14 protein-coding genes are annotated in these 19,900 nt (G+C 63.6%); 6 read left to right on the plus strand and 8 right to left on the minus strand.

Translation table 11 applies throughout. From position 1 onward, the window contains the following. Nucleotides 1–871: 871 nt before the first annotated feature. From ACIPZB_RS03215 to ACIPZB_RS03230, 4 genes are all read right to left on the minus strand, one after another. Entirely contained in the window at nucleotides 872–1,828 is a 957-nt protein-coding gene (locus ACIPZB_RS03215; RefSeq protein WP_400638979.1) for an arsenic resistance protein, read from the minus strand. Between the two features lie 130 nt (nucleotides 1,829–1,958). Beyond that, entirely contained in the window at nucleotides 1,959–2,552 is a 594-nt protein-coding gene (locus tag ACIPZB_RS03220) for a hypothetical protein (protein ID WP_400638980.1), read from the minus strand. A 133-nt stretch (nucleotides 2,553–2,685) separates the two neighbouring features. Beyond that, nucleotides 2,686–3,939: a serine hydroxymethyltransferase gene (gene glyA, locus ACIPZB_RS03225; RefSeq protein WP_400638981.1), complete on the minus strand. Its 1,254-nt coding sequence runs from the start codon at nucleotides 3,937–3,939 to the stop codon at nucleotides 2,686–2,688. Nucleotides 3,940–4,253: 314 nt separating this feature from the next. Continuing rightward, nucleotides 4,254–8,084 carry an EAL domain-containing protein gene (locus ACIPZB_RS03230; RefSeq protein WP_400638982.1) on the minus strand — a complete coding sequence of 1,277 codons (3,831 nt, stop codon included), beginning with the start codon at nucleotides 8,082–8,084 and terminating at the stop codon, nucleotides 4,254–4,256. A gap of 251 nt (nucleotides 8,085–8,335) precedes the next feature. Here ACIPZB_RS03230 and ACIPZB_RS03235 point away from each other — a divergent pair, with 251 nt between their 5' ends. The 3 genes from ACIPZB_RS03235 (at nucleotide 8,336) to gdhA (ending at nucleotide 12,327) form a co-directional block, all read left to right on the plus strand. Continuing rightward, a complete protein-coding gene (locus ACIPZB_RS03235) occupies nucleotides 8,336–8,731 on the plus strand; it encodes a hypothetical protein (RefSeq protein WP_008091995.1) in 396 nt (131 codons plus the stop codon). A 262-nt stretch (nucleotides 8,732–8,993) separates the two neighbouring features. Next, complete coding sequence (gene ettA, locus ACIPZB_RS03240) at nucleotides 8,994–10,661, plus strand: energy-dependent translational throttle protein EttA (protein WP_400638983.1); 1,668 nt, start codon at nucleotides 8,994–8,996, stop codon at nucleotides 10,659–10,661. A gap of 325 nt (nucleotides 10,662–10,986) precedes the next feature. Further along, nucleotides 10,987–12,327 (plus strand): NADP-specific glutamate dehydrogenase, encoded by a 1,341-nt coding sequence (gene gdhA, locus ACIPZB_RS03245; RefSeq protein ID WP_400638984.1) that lies wholly within the window; start codon nucleotides 10,987–10,989, stop codon nucleotides 12,325–12,327. A gap of 120 nt (nucleotides 12,328–12,447) precedes the next feature. On the opposite strand, the gene ACIPZB_RS03250 is transcribed toward gdhA, so the two are convergent. The 4 genes from ACIPZB_RS03250 to ACIPZB_RS03265 form a co-directional block, all read right to left on the minus strand. Continuing rightward, on the minus strand, nucleotides 12,448–12,945 hold the full coding sequence (locus ACIPZB_RS03250) for a GreA/GreB family elongation factor (RefSeq protein WP_400638985.1): 498 nt from the start codon (nucleotides 12,943–12,945) through the stop codon (nucleotides 12,448–12,450). Nucleotides 12,946–13,013: 68 nt separating this feature from the next. Continuing rightward, nucleotides 13,014–13,370 carry a hypothetical protein gene (locus tag ACIPZB_RS03255; protein ID WP_400638986.1) on the minus strand — a complete coding sequence of 119 codons (357 nt, stop codon included), beginning with the start codon at nucleotides 13,368–13,370 and terminating at the stop codon, nucleotides 13,014–13,016. A 214-nt stretch (nucleotides 13,371–13,584) separates the two neighbouring features. Continuing rightward, entirely contained in the window at nucleotides 13,585–15,438 is a 1,854-nt protein-coding gene (locus ACIPZB_RS03260) for a DUF4105 domain-containing protein (RefSeq protein WP_400638987.1), read from the minus strand. A 72-nt stretch (nucleotides 15,439–15,510) separates the two neighbouring features. Beyond that, nucleotides 15,511–15,999 (minus strand): DUF3015 domain-containing protein, encoded by a 489-nt coding sequence (locus ACIPZB_RS03265; RefSeq protein WP_400638988.1) that lies wholly within the window; start codon nucleotides 15,997–15,999, stop codon nucleotides 15,511–15,513. A gap of 254 nt (nucleotides 16,000–16,253) precedes the next feature. Here ACIPZB_RS03265 and ACIPZB_RS03270 point away from each other — a divergent pair, with 254 nt between their 5' ends. The 3 genes from ACIPZB_RS03270 to ACIPZB_RS03280 all read left to right on the plus strand — a co-directional run bounded on the left by ACIPZB_RS03270 (nucleotide 16,254) and on the right by ACIPZB_RS03280 (nucleotide 19,831). Beyond that, complete coding sequence (locus ACIPZB_RS03270) at nucleotides 16,254–18,692, plus strand: Lon protease family protein (RefSeq protein WP_400638989.1); 2,439 nt, start codon at nucleotides 16,254–16,256, stop codon at nucleotides 18,690–18,692. Between the two features lie 163 nt (nucleotides 18,693–18,855). After that, nucleotides 18,856–19,194: a hypothetical protein gene (locus ACIPZB_RS03275; RefSeq protein ID WP_008092007.1), complete on the plus strand. Its 339-nt coding sequence runs from the start codon at nucleotides 18,856–18,858 to the stop codon at nucleotides 19,192–19,194. Nucleotides 19,195–19,342: 148 nt separating this feature from the next. Then, nucleotides 19,343–19,831, plus strand: coding sequence for a TIGR00645 family protein (locus ACIPZB_RS03280; protein ID WP_008092009.1), 489 nt, complete (start codon nucleotides 19,343–19,345; stop codon nucleotides 19,829–19,831). The last annotated feature ends 69 nt before the right edge of the window (nucleotides 19,832–19,900 follow it).

A 19,900-nucleotide genomic window follows, 5' to 3' on the forward strand; every position in this document is an offset into this window, starting at 1 on the left:
TCGTTCTCTGCCGCCGCACCCCTCCGGCGCCTCCCAAACCCCACCGTTTCTACCCCATCTGCAACCAGTCGCCTGCGGAAGGTTCTGTGGACTCACTGATGCTTTCGCGGGTAATTCTGACTTTAAGAAAAAGATAGGGTGGCAGCGGCACGCAGGTTGGCGAACCGAGGAAAAGAACCGGTAGACCCGAAAGTCTCCCACGCGCTGCTACCGTCACAAGAAACTGAGAGCGCAAAAAAAAGCGCCTGCAATCGTGATCGGGCGCTTTTGCTTGATCTCAGTTGGCTTGGATCTTAACCAACTATGGGTCGTTGAAGTGGCATTGGCACGTTTCGGCTTCATTCCTACAAAACTTCAAGACGCTTCCTACAGCCCTAAACCTTGCCCTCTCTAAGAAGCGGGGATAAATTTCCCCAGTCGCGGCAAATTCCGCGACCGGGCGTAGGAACCCGTTGGTAAACTTGGCGCATGCACTAGGCGCCCCTGCACCACAGCTGGCGCTTTTTTTGTGCCTGCCGTGCTGTGTCATGGCGGCTGTGTGTGGGCAGGCTTCGGCCTGGCCGGGTTTTCAAGTTTCCCGGTATTCCTACCCCATACACAGCTGCCACCCAATCCCGTAGGAAGGATCGTGGCAGCTCCAACTAAAACTTGGAGTCTCATGCATGCCCACCTTAAATCTATCCAGGATCCTCGCATTTGTTCTCCGGCAAAACTTGACCAGAACAGCTTGCCGGCGATGAGGCCGGTGCAGGCAAAACCCGCTTTGGCCGGCAGGCGCAACACTGTCGCCTTGCAGGGTCTGTTCGGGCCCTATCGCCGGCAAGCCGGCTCCCACAGGTACGCCATAGCTTTCAAAATTTGGGGTGTAGCATCAGTCGCGTAGCAGGGCAGGGATGGCTCTTACGTAAACCAGCTCACTCACTAACTCCACCAACGTCTGGGTAATCACCGCCGCCGCCGCCAATCCGCGCAATTCCTCCGGCAGCGCCAACGCCAACGGCAACACCACCAGCGAATTGCGCGTCGAGGCGCTGAAGGTCACCGAGCGCGCCTCGGTCACCGGCAAACACAGCAGCCGCGCAGCGACGAAGCCGAGCACCGGTGCCAGCAACATGTAGCCGACATACACCGGAATCACCGGCAGCAGCCGGTCGAAGTCGTGCCACACCACGGCAATCTGCGAGCCGATCACCGTCATCAGCACCAAGGCCATCGCCGGCACCGGCATCCACGCCCAGGCGTCGTTCCACACCGACACCACCCGAGAACGCCGAGCACCAGCGCTGGTGAGCACGGCGAGGATCATGGGCAACACGATCAGCAATACAAAGGCTTCCACGAACGGTGCAATGGCAATCTTCACCTCGCTGCTGTCGCCGAGCATCAACGCCAGGTACACCGGTAGCAGCACCAACTGCACCAACAACAACACGGGCGTGGCAGCGAGGGTCAGGCGTGAGTCGCCTTTGCCGATGTGAGTGAACACCACCACGTAGTCGATGCACGGCGTCAGCAATACGAGCAGGGCGCCGATGAGGATTGCCGGGTGCGCGACCAGGCCGCGGGTGATGGCCCAGACCAGCAACGGCACGAGGATGAAGTTGGCGAGCAGCAGGGCAGCCATGAAGCGACGGTTGCCCAGGTTCTGGCGCAGGTCGAGGAACGGGATCTGCAGAAACATTGCATACATCAGCACTGCGATGGCGGGGGTGACCAGGGCTTGGAGGTGCTGCGCGGTGCCCGGAGCCAGGAGGCCGAAGGCGACGGCGGCGATCACGGCGGCGAAGTAGATCGGGATCTGGTGGGTTTCGAGTTGTTCTCTGGTCAAGGCGGCGCCTGTGCTCGGTGGGCTGAAATGGCACAGGGTAATACGGAAGGGCGCTAGCGTGCTCGTCGCAACGTGGAGGCCCTGCGGGTTCGACAACGTATGCGCCTGCAGGGCCGGATTCAGCGCTCGATCAGTCGGTGTTCAGCCAATCGACATTGCGCGCCACGATGGACAGTCGCAATGTGCTCTTGCCCGCGGCAGCGTGGCAGACCAGGTAGCCACCCACGGGATACAGGCCGTGAACCTGCAGCGGATGGCCGTGGCGGTTGGTCAGTTGAATGTCCTGGCTATCGCCCTCGGTTTCAGTCACGTCGAATGGCTTGCCGCTTTGCTCATGTGTGATGAGCCACAAGGTTGGATCTGTCGCTTCGATCAACTGGGCATTCACCACACCATAAGCATTGCAAAACACGCCCTCTCCAAGGTGCGTACCGTTACGTATGTAAAGCCGGTAGCCGGCCTGGCTGTAGCGGAAATACAGCATCAAGGGTGCAGGTTCTGGGCCTTTGCTGAAGGTGACCAGCCCTTGCTCCTGGCCAAGTTGCCAGTCTGCGTCGCTGCCATCGAGCAAGCCCAGGGTGCGTGCACCGTCGATGGCGAAGGCGGGGGTCTGGTTCGGGCTTTCGAGTATTACAGGGCCGGTGGTCATGGCGTCGAAGACGTTGATTGGCGACCCGTCGTGTTGCAGGGTAGCGATGAACGAGCGTGCGACATCGGTGCTCATGGGCGTGCTCCAGGTTGAAGGAGCGCAAAGGCTAGGTGGCCTTGGCGGCGCAACCCATGTGGAACGTTTTCCGCACCCAGGCACAAAAAAGCCCGGCACAAGGCCGGGCTTTTGCACATCAGGCGATTGCCGATCAGTTGCCGTAAACCGGCAGCTTCTTGCAGATGGCCTTGACCTTCTCACGCACGGCGTCGATCACCGCTGCGTTGTTCAGGTCGGCGAGGATGTCGCAGATCCAGCCAGCCAGTTCCTTGCACTCGGCTTCCTTGAAGCCACGGGTGGTGACGGCTGGGGTGCCGAAACGCAGGCCCGAGGTCACGAACGGCGAACGAGGGTCGTTCGGCACCGAGTTCTTGTTGACGGTGATGAAGGCTTTGCCCAGCGCGGCGTCGGCGTCCTTACCGGAGATTTCCTGCTTGATCAGCGACAGCAGGAACAGGTGGTTCTGGGTGCCGCCGGAAACGACGTCGAAACCACGCTCGATGAACACGCTGGCCATGGCCTGGGCGTTCTTCACCACTTGCTGCTGGTAGGCCTTGAACTCAGGCTGCAGGGCTTCTTTGAAGCAGATGGCCTTGGCGGCGATCACGTGCTCCAGCGGGCCGCCCTGGGCGCCTGGGAAGACGGCGGAGTTCAGCTTCTTCTCGATGTCGGCGTTGGCACGGGCCAGGATCAGGCCGCCACGTGGACCGCGCAGGGTCTTGTGGGTGGTGGTGGTGACCACGTCGGCGAACGGCACCGGGTTCGGGTACACGCCTGCGGCAACCAGGCCAGCGACGTGGGCCATGTCGACGAACAGGTAGGCACCGACCTTGTCGGCGATGGCGCGGAAGCGTGGGAAGTCCAGCACTTGCGAGTAGGCCGAGAAGCCGGCAACGATCATCTTCGGCTTGTGCTCGACAGCCAGGCGCTCGACTTCGTCGTAGTCGATCAGGCCGTTGGCGTCGATGCCGTACTGGATGGCGTTGTACAGCTTGCCCGAGGAGCTGACGGAAGCACCGTGGGTCAGGTGGCCACCGTGGGCCAGGCTCATGCCCAGGATGGTGTCACCGGCCGACAGCAGGGCCAGGTAGACGGCGGCGTTGGCCTGGGAGCCGGCGTGCGGCTGGACGTTGGCGTAGTCGGCGCCGAACAGTTCCTTGGCGCGGTCGATGGCCAGTTGCTCGACCACGTCGACGTACTCGCAACCACCGTAGTAGCGCTTGCCTGGGTAGCCTTCGGCGTACTTGTTGGTCAGCACCGAACCCTGGGCTTCCATGATGGCTGGGCTGGTGTAGTTTTCCGAAGCGATCAGCTCGATATGCTCTTCCTGGCGCAGAGCTTCTTGCTGCATGGCTTCGAAGAGCTCGGCGTCGTACTTGGCAATGGTCAAATCACGGCTGAACATAACGGTCCTCAAGGATCGGGCGGGATTGGGGGGGCATTCTAACCGATTGATTCGCGCCTGGCATATGAACTGGCGTCAAGTCGCGGACCAATGGGCTTCATGTTGCATCCCGCGCCGTTTCTGGGCTGGCGTGGGGGAGGGAGTTGACTTTTGGGTCCGCTTTTTCAGGCGCTGGCGTGGTCCTGTAGGAGCGGCCTTGTGTCGCGAAAGGGCTGCGCAGCAGCCCCAGGGTTTCAGCAGCGCAGCAGAAATAGCTGGGGCTGCTGCGCAGCCCTTTCGCGACACAAGGCCGCTCCTACACAAGACCGCGTTGGCTACTGGAACATGAACAGCGTCTCGTTGGCGAACTGCGCCTCGAACTGGTTCGCCGGCATCGGCCGCCCGAACAGATACCCCTGCACCTCGTCACAACCATGCTCGCGCAGGAACTCCAGCTGCTCATGGGTTTCCACCCCCTCGGCGATCACCGCCAGGTTGAGGCTGTGGGCCATGGCGATGATCGCCCGGGCAATCTGCGCGTCCTGCTCGCCTTCGGGCAGGCCGTCGACGAAGGTGCGGTCGATCTTCAGCACGTCGATGGGGAACTGCTTGAGGTAGTTGAGCGACGAGTAGCCCGTGCCGAAGTCGTCGACCGCAATGCTCAGGCCCAGCACCTTCAGGCCATCGAGTATCTGCATCGCTTCGTAGACGTCGCGCATCAGGATACTTTCGGTCAGCTCCAGTTCCAGGCACGCCGGCGGCAGCCCGGTTTCCTCAAGGATCCTGGCGATGCGGTTGCCCAGCTGACCGTCGGAGAACTGCCGCGCCGAGATGTTCACCGACACCTTCGGCACGCGCACCTTGGCCTTGTGCCAGGCCTTGAGCTGGCGGCTGGCTTCGCGCAGCACCCAGTCGCCGACGTCCACCACCAGGCCCAATTCCTCGATCACCGGGATGAAGTCGCCCGGCGGCACCAGGCCGCGGGTCGGGTGGCGCCAGCGCAGCAGCGCCTCGGCACCGGTCAGACGCTTGCCGTCACCGCTGAACTGCGGCTGGTAGTAGAGGATGAACTCGTTCTGCTCCAGGGCGTGGCGCAGGTCGCTTTCCAGCTCAAGGCGCTCCAGGGCGCTGGCGTTCATTTCGGCCTGGTAGAACTGGAAGTTGTTCTTGCCGCGCTCCTTGGCGTGGTACATGGCGGTGTCGGCGTTTTTCATCAGCTGGCTCAGCTCGCTGCCGTCCTGCGGGCTGAGGGCGATGCCGATGCTGGCCGTGACGAAGAACTCGCGGTTTTCCAGCACGAACGGCCGCACCAGGCTGGCGAGGATGTTCTCGGCCACATGGATGGCGCGGTTCAGCGCCATCTCGCGGGTGGCGCGCGGTTGCAGCAGCAGGGTGAACTCGTCGCCGCCCATGCGCGCCACGGTGTCGTCATCGTCGACGCAGGCCAGCAGGCGCAGGGCCATGTCCTTGAGCATGCGGTCGCCCGCGGCGTGGCCCAGGGAGTCGTTGATCGGCTTGAAGCGGTCGAGGTCGAGGAACATCAGCACCACCCACGACTTCTGCCGCTCGGCCTGCTGCAGCGCCGTGTGCAGGCGGTCCTGGAACAGCGTGCGGTTGGGCAGGTGGGTGAGCGCGTCGTAGTAGGCCAGGCGGTGGATGCGCTGTTCGCTGGCCTTGCGCTCGCTGATGTCGGTGAAGAAGCACACGTAGCTGGCCAGGTCGCCCTCGTCGTCCAGCACCGCGGTAATGCCGACCCAGGCCGGGTAGTGGTCGCCGTCGCGGCGCTTGAGCCACACTTCGCCTTCCCAGCTGCCCCGCAGGTGCAGCTGCTTGAGCACATAGCGCAGGTGGCTTTCCTGCTGCTCGTCGACCGTGAGCATGCCGGGCAATTGGTCGAGCACATCGCTCACCGCATAACCGCTCACGCGGCTGAAAGCTTCGTTGGCCTGCACGATGTAGCCGGCCGGGTCGGTGATGAGGATCGCCGAGGTGGAGTGCTCGAACACCGTCGCGGCCATGCGCAGGTCTTTTTCCGCTCGGCGCTGCTGGCTGATGTCGCGGCCCACGCCGAGCACGCCCTCGAAACGTTCGTGATCGTCCCATACCAGCACCAGGCGCAGCTCGATGGGGATCTTGCGGCCATCGGCGCGCAGGCAGTCGAACAGGAACAGCTGGGTGGGCAGGTGCTGGCGCAGTTGTGCCAGTTGTTCGCGGTCGCCCATGGCCCGGCTGACCCGCTCCATCAGGCTGTAGATGCCGGTGAGCTGGGCGGGGTTGGCGACGATCGACTGCCAGCCGTTGTCGAAGATCCACTCGGCCGGGTAGCCCAGCACCGCTTTAACGGAGGGGCTTACATAGTTGAGCTGCAGCTGGCTGTCGGTGGAGAAGATCACATCGCTGATGCTCTCGGCGAGCATGCGGTAGCGCTGCTCGCTGTCGCGCAGCGACTGGCTGGCTTCGATCTGCACGGTGACGTCCTTGCCCACGCCGATGATGCGGGTGACCTGGCCGTCGCCGTCGCGGGTCAGCACTTGTTCGCGAATGTCGTAGCAGCGCCAGCCGCCGTCGCGGTGGCGGAAGCGCAGTTGGGTATGCAGCGCCTGGCTGTGGCCGTTGTCACGCTGCTGCTGACGCAGGGCCTGGTAGTTGGCGGCGTCCTCGGGGTGCAGCAGCAGCTCCCAGAAGCGCTCGCCCATCTGCGTCAGCTCGGTGCGGTCGTAGCCCAGGGTCTGGCCGAGGTGGCGGTTGGCGAAGATCATCCGCTGGCTGAACACGTCCTGCACGTACAGCTGATCGGGAACGGTCCGCACCACGTCCGACCAGAAGCTTTCCCGCTCCAGCAGCGACAGCTCCACCTGCTTGCGGCTGGTGATGTCGCTGATGCTGAGAATCACCGCCTGGTAGTCACGGCGCTGCTGCGGCAGGCGGGCCATCAGCCACAGGTGCAGCTCGCCGCCCAGCGGCGCCGGCAGGCGCACCTCCAGTTCGAGCAGCGGGCGCTGTTCGATCAGCGCGTCGATCAGTTGCATGCCGATGCTGTCGCGGCCATCGCCGCTGCCATCGATCAGCCGTTGCCAGGCGCCTTGGTGGCAGTCGACGTTGAGCAGTTGGCGTGCGACCTGGTTGATTTCGGTGATCTTCAGCTCGTGCAGCAACGTGCGCCGCAGGTTGCAGTCCAGGGCCAGGCTCTGCTTGAGCGCCGCGCGGTTGCGCAGGTGGTAGCGGTCGAGCTGCCCGGGCAGGCTGGCCAGGTCGAGCACGCACAGGGCCACGCCGGTGCCCTCGAAGATTTCCTGATAGCGCCGGCGGTCTTCCTGCAGCGCGCGCTGGCGGCGGCGCATCTTGAACAGCGCCAGCACCGGCAGCAGGGCGCAGAACAACGCCAGCAGGCACTTGCCGAGCAACGCCGGCAGCAGCTTTTCCCGGGCCAGGGCTGCGTCGTACAGGCCGCGAAGCTGCCAGGTGCTGTTGTCGATGTAGGCCAGCATCACGCTTTGCAGTGGCTGGTCGCTGGTCGCTGCCGGGCCATGGCGTTCCAGCACGTCGCCGCTGCGGCTGTTTTCCAGCAACCACAGCGGGTGGCCGGGGCCGTCCAGGTGCACGGTCAGGGTGCGGTAATAGTCGCTGGACAGGCGCAGCAGCCAGTAGCCGCGGTCCTGTTCGCTGGCTTGGCGCAGCAACAGGTAGAGGGTGCGGTTGTCTGGCGAGTTGGTGAAGAAGAATGAACGGCCCTGGTTCAGCATCAACAGCTCGTCAATCAGCTGGCGGTCGGGGCTGCCGGCCAGGCTGTCGCTGCTCAGTTGTCCGCTGTTGTCGATCCAAACCATGTCGCGCAGGCTGGGCAGGCGTTCGCGCAGGGTGGCCAGCAGGCTGGGCAGGGCTGCCGGTGTCGGCGCCTTGACGTAGGGCTGCACCACATTCAGTGCCTGCTGGGCCTGCAGCGCCATGTTCAGGCTCAGGTGGTCGGCAAGTTCCGCGCTTGCCTCCAGGTTCTGCTGGCGCTGGTCGGCCTGGGTATGGCGAAACTGGGCGAACAGTTGCCACAGCAGCAACGCCAGCAGGACCAACGCGAGCAGGGCCAACGCACCCTTGATCGAACCGCGCAGGGACGCGACCGGGGCCGAGGTGGCAGGGCACAGCGACGACGGATGATTGAGATTGGTCAAGCGGCGGTCCTGCGATTGGGCTGGCGATGGCAGGGATAGATATGCACGGTGTATGCCGGTGCCCGCAGGCGCCGGGACCGTGGTGGCGCACTATAAGCCGGGCACCCGAAACGGGCCAGTATTATGGCAAAGTGCCAGTTCGCTTGTCTGCTGCCGGCGGTCGTGGTCGGGGGCGGTGGGTTCGGCAAGACCCTGCTTCCTGTGCGAGAATGCCGGCCGCTTCAATGACAACGCTTCGGAGATGTTCGGTTTTGGTTACTCACTTTTCCACCAATGGCCTCGATTCCGCCTGTGGGCGCAGCAGTCAGACCCTTGTCAGCACTGCCGTGACCGAGGACGTATCGTGCAAGTCGTGCCAGCGCTCGCTGGTCAAGCCTGAGGCGGCAGCTGCCGCGAAGAACAAGACGCCATCGCTGGCCGAACTGCGCAAGACCGCCAAGGCGGCGGCAGAACCGGCTGCGGTTGCAGCGGTGGCCAAGCCCGCGGCCAAGGTCGCCAGCGCACCGGCTGCCAAGCCGGCCAAGGCCGTTGAACAGCCTGCCCGCAGTGGCGGCTTCAGCGTGAAGGCCGCCTATGCCGCGCGCCTGGCCGAGCAGGGTGACCGTTGCCGGTTGCCGCGGGGCAAGGCCAAGCAGCGCCACGTCTGAATCTTGTGAGGTCGGCGCTGGCTCCATCGCCGGCAAGCCGGCTCCCACAGTCACCCCAGCTCCCAGCAGCTGTGGGAGCTGGCTTGCCAGCGAAAGGGCCGCACAGCGGCCCCAATCCCCCCACCATCCGACCACCCTGTGAAACGCCGCGCGTTGGCGTAGAATGGGCGTCTTTGTTCATTCACACCCCGTAAACACATCGCCCTGGCCCAAGCCGGGGCGATCGTCGATGTCTTTATCTATCTGATTAGAGGGCTTGGTTTTGGCTCAATACGTCTACACCATGCATCGGCTGAGCAAAGTCGTGCCGCCGAAGCGGGAAATTCTCAAGAACATTTCCCTGTCGTTCTTCCCTGGCGCCAAGATCGGCGTGCTCGGCCTGAACGGCGCGGGTAAGTCGACCCTGCTGCGGATCATGGCGGGCGTCGACAAGGAATTCGACGGCGAAGCCCGTCCGATGCCCGACATCAACGTTGGCTACCTGCCCCAGGAGCCGCAACTGGACCCGAACAAGTCCGTGCGCGAAGTGGTCGAGGAAGCGGTCAGCGTGATCAAGGACGCCCAGGCGCGCCTGGACGAGGTCTACGCGGCTTACGCCGAACCGGATGCCGACTTCGACAAGCTGGCTGCCGAGCAGGCCAAGCTCGAATCCATCCTGCAGGCGGCCGACGGCCACAACCTGGAGCGTCAGCTGGACGTCGCCGCCGACGCCCTGCGCCTGCCCGCCTGGGATGCCCGCATCGAGCACCTGTCCGGTGGCGAGAAGCGCCGTGTGGCGCTGTGCCGCCTGCTGCTGTCGGCCCCCGACATGCTGCTGCTCGACGAACCGACCAACCACCTGGACGCCGACTCGGTGGCCTGGCTTGAGCGCTTCCTGCACGACTTCCCGGGCACCGTGGTAGCGATCACCCACGACCGTTACTTCCTCGACAACGTCGCCGGCTGGATCCTCGAACTGGACCGCGGCGCCGGCATCCCGTACGAAGGCAACTACTCGGGCTGGCTGGAAGCCAAGTCGGACCGTCTGGCGCAGGAATCCAAGCAGCAGAGCGCCCACGAGAAGGCCATGAAAGAGGAACTGGAGTGGGTGCGCAAAGGCGCCAAGGCCCGCCAGTCCAAATCCAAGGCCCGTCTGCAGCGCTTCGAAGAAATGCAATCGCAGGAATTCCAGAAGCGCAGCGAAACCAACGAGATCTACATCCCGGCCGGTCCGCGCCTAGGCGACAAGGTCATCGAATTCAAGAACGTCACCAAGGGCTATGGCGATCGCGTGCTGATCGACAACCTGTCGTTCGCCATGCCTAAAGGCGCGATCGTCGGCGTGATCGGTGGTAACGGTGCCGGTAAGTCGACCCTGTTCCGCATGCTGATGGGCAAGGAGCAACCGGATTCGGGCAGCATCGAGATCGGTGAAACCGTGCAGCTGGCCTGCGTGGACCAGAGCCGTGAAGACCTGGACGGTGGCAAGACCGTGTTCCAGCAGGTTTCCGACGGTTCGGACATGATCCGCATCGGCAGCTACGAGATCCCGTCGCGTACCTACGTTGGCCGCTTCAACTTCAAGGGCGGCGACCAGCAGAAGTTCGTCAAGGACCTCTCCGGTGGTGAGCGTGGCCGTCTGCACCTGGCCCTGACCCTGAAGGAGGGCGGCAACGTCCTGCTGCTCGACGAACCGTCCAACGACCTCGACGTCGAAACCCTGCGTTCGCTGGAAGAAGCCCTGCTGGACTTCCCAGGCGCCGCGATCGTGATTTCCCACGACCGTTGGTTCCTGGACCGTGTGGCTACCCACATCCTGGCTTACGAAGACGACTCGAACGTGGTGTTCTTCGAGGGCAACTACACCGAGTACGAAGCGGATCGCAAGAAGCGCCTGGGCGATGCTGCTGCCCAGCCGCACCGTGTACGGCACAAGAAACTGGCGCAGTAAGCCGGTTTCGGATGCACAAGAATGGGGCCCTCAGGGGCCCCATTTTTGTGCGTGGCCTAAAAGGTGGTGTCCCCTTCGCGGGGCAAGCCCGCTCCCACAGAATCTCCCATGATTTCAGGGGTTCTGCAGTCCCCCTGGGGAAGCGGGCTTGCCCCGCCAAGGGGGCGGTTTTGCCAACACGAATCCTGGTGTTTTGTATACATTTATATAAAACGCACCAAATAATTTCAAAAAAACGACATTTCGCCCTATTCCCGTGCGATTGCTTCTTGGTACATTGCGGAAAAAACCAATAAGTCCAATCCCTCTTGGTGAGATGTCTACCATGATCGAATCTGTCGACCATTTCCTTGCGCGTCTGAAACAACGCGATCCTGCCCAGCCTGAATTCCACCAGGCCGTCGAAGAGGTGCTACGCAGCCTCTGGCCGTTCCTCGAAGCCAACCCTCACTACCTGCAAGCCGGCATTCTCGAACGCATGGTCGAGCCCGAGCGCGCTGTGCTGTTCCGCGTGTCGTGGGTCGATGACCAGGGCAAGGTCCAGGTCAACCGCGGCTACCGCATCCAGATGAGCAGCGCCATCGGCCCGTACAAGGGCGGCCTGCGCTTCCACCCGTCGGTGAACCTGGGCGTGCTCAAGTTCCTGGCCTTCGAACAAGTGTTCAAGAACTCCCTGACCTCGCTGCCCATGGGCGGCGGCAAAGGTGGCTCGGACTTCGACCCGAAAGGCAAGAGCGATGCCGAAGTCATGCGCTTCTGCCAGGCCTTCATGAGCGAGCTGTACCGCCACATCGGCGCCGACGTCGATGTGCCGGCCGGTGACATCGGCGTGGGTGCCCGCGAGATCGGCTTCATGTTCGGCCAGTACAAGCGCCTGGCCAACCAGTTCACTTCGGTGCTGACCGGCAAGGGCATGACCTACGGCGGCAGCCTGATCCGCCCTGAAGCCACCGGCTACGGCTGCGTGTACTTCGCCGAAGAAATGCTCAAGCGCCGGGACCTGCGCATCGATGGCCGCCGCGTAGCCGTCTCCGGTTCCGGCAACGTTGCCCAGTACGCTGCGCGCAAGGTCATGGACCTGGGCGGCAAGGTGATCTCGCTGTCGGACTCCGAAGGCACCCTGTACGCCGAAGCGGGCCTGACCGACGCCCAGTGGGACGCGCTGATGGAGCTGAAGAACGTCAAGCGTGGCCGTATCAGCGAGCTGGCCGAGCAGTTCGGGCTTGAGTTCCGCAAGGGCCAGACCCCGTGGAGCCTGCCGTGCGACATCGCCCTGCCGTGCGCCACGCAGAACGAGCTGGACAGCGAAGACGCCCGCACCCTGCTGCGCAACGGCTGCATCTGCGTGGCCGAAGGCGCCAACATGCCGACTACCCTGGAAGCGGTGGATATCTTCATCGACGCCGGCATCCTGTATGCCCCGGGCAAGGCCTCCAACGCCGGTGGCGTTGCGGTGTCGGGCCTGGAGATGTCGCAGAACGCCATGCGCCTGCTGTGGACTGCCGGTGAAGTGGACAGCAAGCTGCACAACATCATGCAGTCGATCCACCATGCTTGTGTGCACTACGGTGAAGAGGCCGATGGCACGATCAACTACGTGAAGGGCGCCAACATCGCGGGCTTCGTCAAGGTAGCCGACGCCATGCTGGCTCAGGGCGTGGTCTGATGTAGTTGGGGCTGCTTTGCAGCCCCAATCGCCGGCAAGCCGGCTCCCACAGGTACAGCAGCGCCGCTGATCCTGTGGGAGCCGGCTTGCCGGCGATTGGGGCGCGCAGCGGCCCGCCTTTCAGGCTTCAATACCAATCTCGATGATCTCGATCGACTGATCCCCCGCAGGCCGCCGCCACACCACTTCATCCCCAGTCCCTGCGCCCAACAACGCCCGCCCCAGCGGCGACCCCCAATTGATCAGCCCCCGGCCAGCATCGGCCTCATCCTCCCCCACCAGTTGCACCACATGCTCCTGGTCCTGCTCATCGACAAACCTCACCCGACTACCAATCTGCACCTTGTCCGTCGAGGTGGCGGCAGGCACCACCTGTGCGCTCTGCACCCGAGCGCTGAAGTAGCGCAGATCGCGCTCGGTATCCGCCAGGCGCTGCTTGTCCGCACCCTCACCCTGGGCCTGCAAATCGCTGCGTAGCGCATTGAGTGCGGCCACGCGCTGCTGCAGCTGGCGCAGGCCACTGGCGGTGACGTAGTTGGGTTGGTCGCTGACGCGCCGCTCTACCGGTTGATCGGCCTGGGCGGCAGCCTGGTCCTCGTTGACGAATGCTCGGCTCATGGGCGGGCCTCCTTGTGCTGGAGACCATGGTGACAGGTCGCAGGTTGCAACGGATGTCCGTTTGCGACCTAGTCGTGACGATAGGCACGCGCGGCGTCGCGGTCTTTCTCCTGCTGCCATTCGCGGTCACGCTCGTCCCAGTAGCGGTCACGGTACTGGCGTTCATCCTCGCCATTCTTCATGGCATTGCACTGGCGAAAGCCATCGTCCCAGCCGGTTTCGTACTGGCGGTTGTGCAGGTAGCGCGGGACATCCTTGCGAAAGTCGCCAGCCATGACCCCGGCGGCCTGGCGGCCGCTGCTGCAGCCGTCCTGGAAGCCGTCGGCGTAGGAGGGTGGATAGCCTTGGCTGAGCATCTGCTCGTGGGTGGTTTCGCAACCTGACAGCAACAAGGCAATGCATAAGCCGAACCAGTACCGCGACATGAACTTCGAGACCCTCTGCGTGATACAGGAAAGTCTAGGTGGCCAGTTGTCGTGGGGCTGTCAAAACAGTGTCAAAGCGTCGGTTGGTTCACATTGGCAACTGGCCCTTTCGCCGGCAAGCCGGCTCCCACAGGTACAGCACAGTATTTGAAACCTGTGTTGTACCTGTGGAAGCCGGCTTGCCGGCGATAGGGCCAGTACAGTCAACCTCAACTCAGTAGTGATACCACTTCAACTCCAGCATCACCTCATTCTGCGCCGTCGCCAAATGGCTGAACTCCCGCGAAGCACTCAGTCTCAGCCCAAGGTTCTGGCTGATCTCCCACTGCTGGTTCAGGCTCACACTGCGCCGCACCTCGCCATTGGTGAAGTAGTCACCCTTGGCCTCCAGCGTCAGGTTGCCCAGCCCATTACGCCACAACAGCCCGCCATTGAACCCCGCCGCCGGTGCGATGAACTGGGCGAAGTCGTTGTGGTGCTCGATCCGCACCGTCCCCAGGGCAAAGCCCAGCAACCCATCGGCCAACTGCCAAGTGCCCCCAGCACCGCCGTTCACATGACTCACCAGCACCTCGTCATCATGCTTGCCCGGCACCCGCTCCAGGCCGCCGGCAACCTGCCACGACCAGGGCTTGAGCAGCGCGTTGCGCGGCGTCAGCGAGCGAATGGTGGCCAGGTCCAGGCGCTGCACCTGCCAGTCGTTGCCTTCGTACTGGCGCAGCTTGAGCTGGAGGATTTCGATCTGGGCGCCAAGTGGGAAGCCATAGGCGTTGTCGTTGAGGTCGTGATAGGCCATGCGCAGGCCGTACTCGGCATAAGCGCGGTCTTCACGGGTACCGACCCCCAGCTGCCAGGTGCGCGAGTCGTGCCCGTCTTCAGGCAGGCCGGGGCGTTCGATTTCCAGTGGCGGCGGCGGGTTGCGGTTGATCGCCCGTAGCAGCTCGAAACTGCGGGCTGCCTGGCCGGGGTCGCGCTCCTGGCCGTTGGCGCGGTAGCGCTCCAGGCGGTAGGCGGCATCCTGCACCAGCGCCTGGCGCTCGCGGGGCAGGGCGGTGAACGCGGGGCTTTGCAGTTGCGCCGTGTCGGCACTCACCGCCAGCACTTGGCGCTTTTCGTCGGGGGCCAGCGGCTCGGCGCGGGCGAGCAGTTCGCGTTCGCGCGAAGGGCGGTAGGTCTCACTGGCCACCAGGCCCGATTGCTTGACGGCCTTGACCGTGTCGGTGGGGATGGCGGTGATCGGGAACTGCGAAGTCAGGTCCAGGCTCGGCCGGGCCACCTGCAGGAGCTCCAGCAGGCGGTAGGAGCAGTTTTCGTCGAAGAAGAAGTAGTCGAACTGGATCTGCTTGAGCTCCCACACATGCTCGACCATGCGTCCGGTCTCCTCGGGCGTCAGGTCCAGCTGGTACTCCCACAGGTCACGGTTCTCCAGGCTGCGGTACTCGGAGAGTTTTTCCTGGTAGGGCATCAGCGCGAACAGGCCCGGGTAGCCGCCCATCAGGCCTTTCCAGGCATACAGAATGCTGTTGTCGCTGCCTTCGATATAGGCACCGAAGTTGATCGCGTAGCTCAGCAGCGTGGTGTCGTCGCTGCGGGTAGTGGACTGATCGATGCGCAGCAGGGTATGGCCGAACATCGACGACGGGCTGTTCAGGTAGGCTGCCGGGAAGATCAACGCGGCGCTGTGCGGGTCGATCGACTGGTACCAGGTCTTGAACTCCTGACAGTCCGGCTGCGGCAGGCCTTGCAGGTCAAGCTGCTCGCGCAGCCAGCGGGTGCGCGCGGGGAACACGCATTGGGCGTGTTTGTCGCCCAGGTTGGCCGGGGCATAAAGCGCCTGCACCGTGGCCCGCAGTTCCTGGTCCGGGTGGTGCGCGCCGTCCTCGGCGAGGAAGAATGCGTCATCGTCCACATAGCTGCGCCAACCCCCGAGCTTGGCGGTTTCGTAATGGCCCAGGGCGATCCAGTAGGGGGTGTTGGCCAGTTGTTGCACACGGGCGTCGTCCAGCGCCGGTGCAGCCTGAACGGGGGCGCAGATACACAGCGCCAGGTAAGCGAGGCGTTTGAGCATGTCGGGCAACTACTTCTTAACGATGCCGAAAAAGGCGAAACCCGCCCCGGGGTGGGGCGGGAGTAGCTGCGTTTAGGCCTCGGTAGCGTACTTGGCCAGACGCGGGTCGTTCTTCAGAACGGCGAGGGTGTTGCTGTGGACAGTCTCGGCAGTCACGTCGGCGCTGCTGAAGATCTGGTTGAAATGCTGGTGGGCAACCGAGGCGAAGTAGCCGCGGTCTTCCGGTGCCACGCCCAGGACCACGGCGTAGGTGGTCAGGGCTTCGCCCTGGCCCATGGCCATGTCTTCGGACAGTTCGTTCATCATGCCGTTCATGGCGAACCAGGACTTGCCGCCGTAGGTCAGCGAGGCCTTGGTGGAGCAGCCGTTGGTGCCGGAGGTCATGCCGAAGGTGGCGTTGCCGGAGGTGCCGTTGGTGGTGGAGGCCAGGAAGTGAGCCGGGGTGCCGCGCTGGCCTTCGAACAGCATGTTGCCCCAGCCGCAGTTCGGGCCACCTGGCGCTTCGGCCATGGCGTTGAGGGAGACCACGGTGAACAGAGTACCCAGAAGAATCCGTTTCATAGCATTTGTTCTCTATTTGTCTTAACCAAGGGTCAGGGTTTCTGGCAACTCGGTTGCCAGGTCGGGAAAGCGTTTCACCCACCCGCGCAGCTTGGAGTTTAGGCACGATCTAAAGGTTGCGTCGTTCATTGCGAAAAATTTGCTCCTGTACTATCGCGTGGGCGCTGCGACATAAAGTCCCGCCGAGCCTTGCAAGGCGCGCGCGGGCAGCGCCAGAATGCTGCGTATCCGCCCCGCCGAAGTAAGGAAACCCAATGCCCGATCCTGTCGCTGCGCGCCTGCGTCTCGCGCCTGAAGCCCTGACCCGGCGTTTCTCCCCCGAGCAGTTTGCCTTTACCCATACCGACGATCTGGAGCCGTTTCGTGGCGTCCTGGGCCAGGAGCGTGCCGTCGAGGCCCTGCAATTCGGCGTGGCCATGCCGCGCCCTGGCTACAACGTGTATGTGATGGGCGAACCCGGCACCGGCCGCTTCTCGTTCGTCAAGCGCTACCTCAAGGCCGAGGGCAAGCGCCAACAGACCCCGGCCGACTGGGTCTACGTCAACCACTACGACGATGCACGCGAGCCGCGTGCCCTGGAACTGCCCTCGGGCAGCGCCGCGGCGTTCATCAGCGACATGGGCGGGCTGATCGACAACCTGCTGGCCACCTTCCCGGCGGTGTTCGAGCACCCGTCGTACCAGCAGAAGAAGGGCGCCATCGACCGCGCCTTCAATCAGCGATACGACCGCGCCCTGGATGTGATCGAGCGCGCTTCGCTGGAAAAGGACGTGGCCCTGTACCGCGACGCCAGCAATGTCGCCTTCACCCCGATGGCCGATGGCAAGGCGCTGGACGAGGCCGAGTTCGGCCAGCTGCCGGAAGAGGTGCGTGAGCAGTTCCACGAGGACATCGCCCTGCTCGAAGAGCGCCTCAACGAGGAGCTGGCGAGCCTGCCGCAATGGAAGCGCGAGTCGAACAACCATCTGCGCCAGCTCAACGAAGAAACCATCACCCTGGCCCTGCAACCCCTGCTGGCGCCGCTGTCGGAAAAGTACGCCGAGAACGCGGCGGTGTGTGCCTACCTGCAGTCCGTGCAGCTGAACCTGCTGCGTACCGTGGTCGAGCAACTGGTCGATGACAGCAAGACCGACGCTGCCGCGCGCAAGCTGCTCGAAGAGCAGTACGCCCCGAGCCTGGTGGTGGGCCACAACGCTGACGGTGGCGCGCCTGTGGTGTTCGAGCCGCACCCGACCTACGACAACCTGTTCGGCCGGATCGAATACAGCACCGACCAGGGCGCCCTGTACACCTCCTACCGCCAGCTGCGCCCGGGTGCGCTGCACCGTGCCAACGGCGGGTTCCTGATCCTCGAAGCCGAGAAAATGCTCGGCGAGCCGTTCGTGTGGGATGCGCTCAAGCGTGCCCTGCAGTCGCGCAAGCTGAAGATGGAGTCGCCGCTGGGCGAGCTGGGCCGGGTTGCCACCGTCAGCCTGACGCCGCAGATGATCCCGCTCAACGTCAAGCTGGTGATCATCGGCTCGCGCCAGCTGTACTACGCGCTGCAGGACCACGACTCGGACTTCCAGGAGATGTTCCGGGTGCTGGTGGACTTCGACGAAGACATGCCGATGGTCGACGAGAACCTGGAGCAGTTCGCCCAGTTGCTGCGCACCCGCACCAACGAGGAGGGCATGGCGCCGCTGACCAGCGATGCGGTAGCGCGCCTGGCCACCTACAGCGCGCGCCTGGCGGAAAACCAGTCGCGCCTGTCGGCACGTATCGGTGACTTGTTCCAGCTGGTCAGCGAGGCCGATTTCATTCGCCAGCTGGCCAGTGACGAGATGACCGACGCCGGGCATATCGAACGTGCGCTGAAGGCCAAGGCCACCCGCACCGGTCGCGTCTCGCAGCGGGTGCTGGACGACATGCTCGCCGGCATCATCCTGATCGACACCGAGGGCGCGGCAATCGGCAAGTGCAACGGGCTCACCGTGCTGGAAGTCGGCGACTCGGCGTTCGGCATGCCGGCGCGTATTTCCGCCACCGTCTACCCGGGCGGCAGCGGTATCGTCGACATCGAGCGCGAGGTCAACCTGGGCCAGCCGATCCACTCCAAAGGGGTGATGATCCTCACCGGTTACCTGGGCAGCCGCTATGCCCAGGAATTCCCCCTGGCGATTTCGGCGAGCATCGCCCTGGAGCAGTCCTACGGCTATGTGGACGGCGACAGCGCTTCGCTGGGTGAGGCCTGCACGCTGATCTCGGCACTCTCGCGCACACCGCTCAAGCAGTGCTTCGCCATCACAGGTTCCATCAACCAGTTCGGTGAAGTGCAGGCGGTGGGCGGGGTCAACGAGAAGATCGAAGGCTTCTTCCGCCTCTGCGAGGCCCGTGGCCTGACCGGCGAGCAGGGGGTGATCATCCCGCGCGCCAACGTCGCTACCCTGATGCTCGATGAGCGGGTGCTGCAGGCGGTGGAGAACGGCCAGTTCCATGTCTACGCGGTCAGCCAGGCTGACGAGGCGCTGAGCCTGCTGGTGGGCGAGGACGCCGGGGAGCTGGACGACAAGGGCCAGTTCACCGAAGGCAGCGTCAATGCCCGGGTGGTCGAGCGCCTGCGCGAGATCGCCGAGATGATCAGCGAAGAAGAGATCGAGAGGGCGGAAAAGGAGCGCCTGGAAGAGGTGATTGCCCAGGCCAAACCCGCCTGAGTCAATAAATCGGCGCTGGCGGCCATGTGCTACCGTTCAGCGCCGGTTTTCAATCTTTCTGTGCTGTTCTTCTATGATGGAACCTAAGGACGGCATCAGCGTTCAGGATGGAAACAGCCTGGGAGCTTCGGGCTGAACAGGGCTCATTGGAGGGGACGCGACCATGCGCAACCTCAGCCTTACTCGCCAGTGCCTGGGCCTGGTGACCCGCATCGAATGCAGCATCCGTCCGCTGGCCGGGGACAACGGCATGTGGACCTTGCTGTTCGCCGCCGGCATGTCCGGTGAACAACCCTCGGCGATCAAGGCACAGGGGCCTTTCCATGGGCCGCTGGTGGCCGAGTCGGTGCTCAACGCCATCGTCGACAGCCTGACCCTGCATGGGTATCAGGTGACCGAGGGGCCGCAGATCTGGACCCTGCATTTGCAGGCACAGTTGCGGCGAATCAATGGCGAGCGCTGCCGCAACCTTGGGGACTACCAGTTCCATCCTGAATCCTGAGAGCAGGGCGCACCGCAGTCTTTGTGGGAGCCGGCTTGCCGGCGATTGGGCTGCACCGCAGCCCCTCCAATCCGGGCTTTTGCTGTCACAGGCGGCTGGCTATACTCGCGCTCGCTTTTCCAGTCACCTGACGAGTCCCAAACCCTCCATGGAACGTATTCTCGAAAACGCGATGTATGCCTCGCGCTGGCTGCTCGCCCCCATCTACTTCGGTTTGTCCCTCGGCCTGCTGGCCCTGGCGCTGAAATTCTTCCAGGAAGTCATCCACGTCCTGCCCAACGTCTTCGCCCTGAGCGAAGCCGACCTGATCCTGGTGATCCTCTCGCTGATCGACATGTCGCTGGTCGGCGGCCTGCTGGTGATGGTGATGATCTCGGGCTACGAGAACTTCGTGTCGCAGCTGGACATCGACGACAGCAAGGAGAAGCTCAACTGGTTGGGCAAGATGGACTCCTCGTCGCTGAAGATGAAGGTGGCCGCCTCGATCGTGGCGATTTCGTCCATCCACCTGCTGCGGGTGTTCATGGATGCGCAGAACATCTCCACCGATTACCTGATGTGGTACGTGATCATCCACATGACCTTCGTGGTGTCGGCGTTCTGCATGGGCTATCTGGACAAGCTCACCAAGCACTGAGTCCTTCGCTGCGCGGTTGTTGTAGGAGCGGCCTTGTGTCGCGAAAGGGCTGCGCAGCGGCCCCAGGAT

This window comes from Pseudomonas sp. NPDC089396 (assembly GCF_044749545.1).
Lineage (GTDB): Bacteria > Pseudomonadota > Gammaproteobacteria > Pseudomonadales > Pseudomonadaceae > Aquipseudomonas.

Coding starts and splice junctions, on each gene's coding strand:
- ACIPZB_RS03220 (WP_400638980.1), bottom strand. CDS start 2,552: ATGAGCACCGATGTCGCACGCTCGTTCATCGCTACCCTGCAACACGAC.
- glyA (WP_400638981.1), bottom strand. CDS start 3,939: ATGTTCAGCCGTGATTTGACCATTGCCAAGTACGACGCCGAGCTCTTC.
- gdhA (WP_400638984.1), top strand. CDS start 10,987: ATGATCGAATCTGTCGACCATTTCCTTGCGCGTCTGAAACAACGCGAT.
- ACIPZB_RS03250 (WP_400638985.1), bottom strand. CDS start 12,945: ATGAGCCGAGCATTCGTCAACGAGGACCAGGCTGCCGCCCAGGCCGAT.
- ACIPZB_RS03255 (WP_400638986.1), bottom strand. CDS start 13,370: ATGTCGCGGTACTGGTTCGGCTTATGCATTGCCTTGTTGCTGTCAGGT.
- ACIPZB_RS03260 (WP_400638987.1), bottom strand. CDS start 15,438: ATGCTCAAACGCCTCGCTTACCTGGCGCTGTGTATCTGCGCCCCCGTT.
- ACIPZB_RS03265 (WP_400638988.1), bottom strand. CDS start 15,999: ATGAAACGGATTCTTCTGGGTACTCTGTTCACCGTGGTCTCCCTCAAC.
- ACIPZB_RS03270 (WP_400638989.1), top strand. CDS start 16,254: ATGCCCGATCCTGTCGCTGCGCGCCTGCGTCTCGCGCCTGAAGCCCTG.
- ACIPZB_RS03275 (WP_008092007.1), top strand. CDS start 18,856: ATGCGCAACCTCAGCCTTACTCGCCAGTGCCTGGGCCTGGTGACCCGC.
- ACIPZB_RS03280 (WP_008092009.1), top strand. CDS start 19,343: ATGGAACGTATTCTCGAAAACGCGATGTATGCCTCGCGCTGGCTGCTC.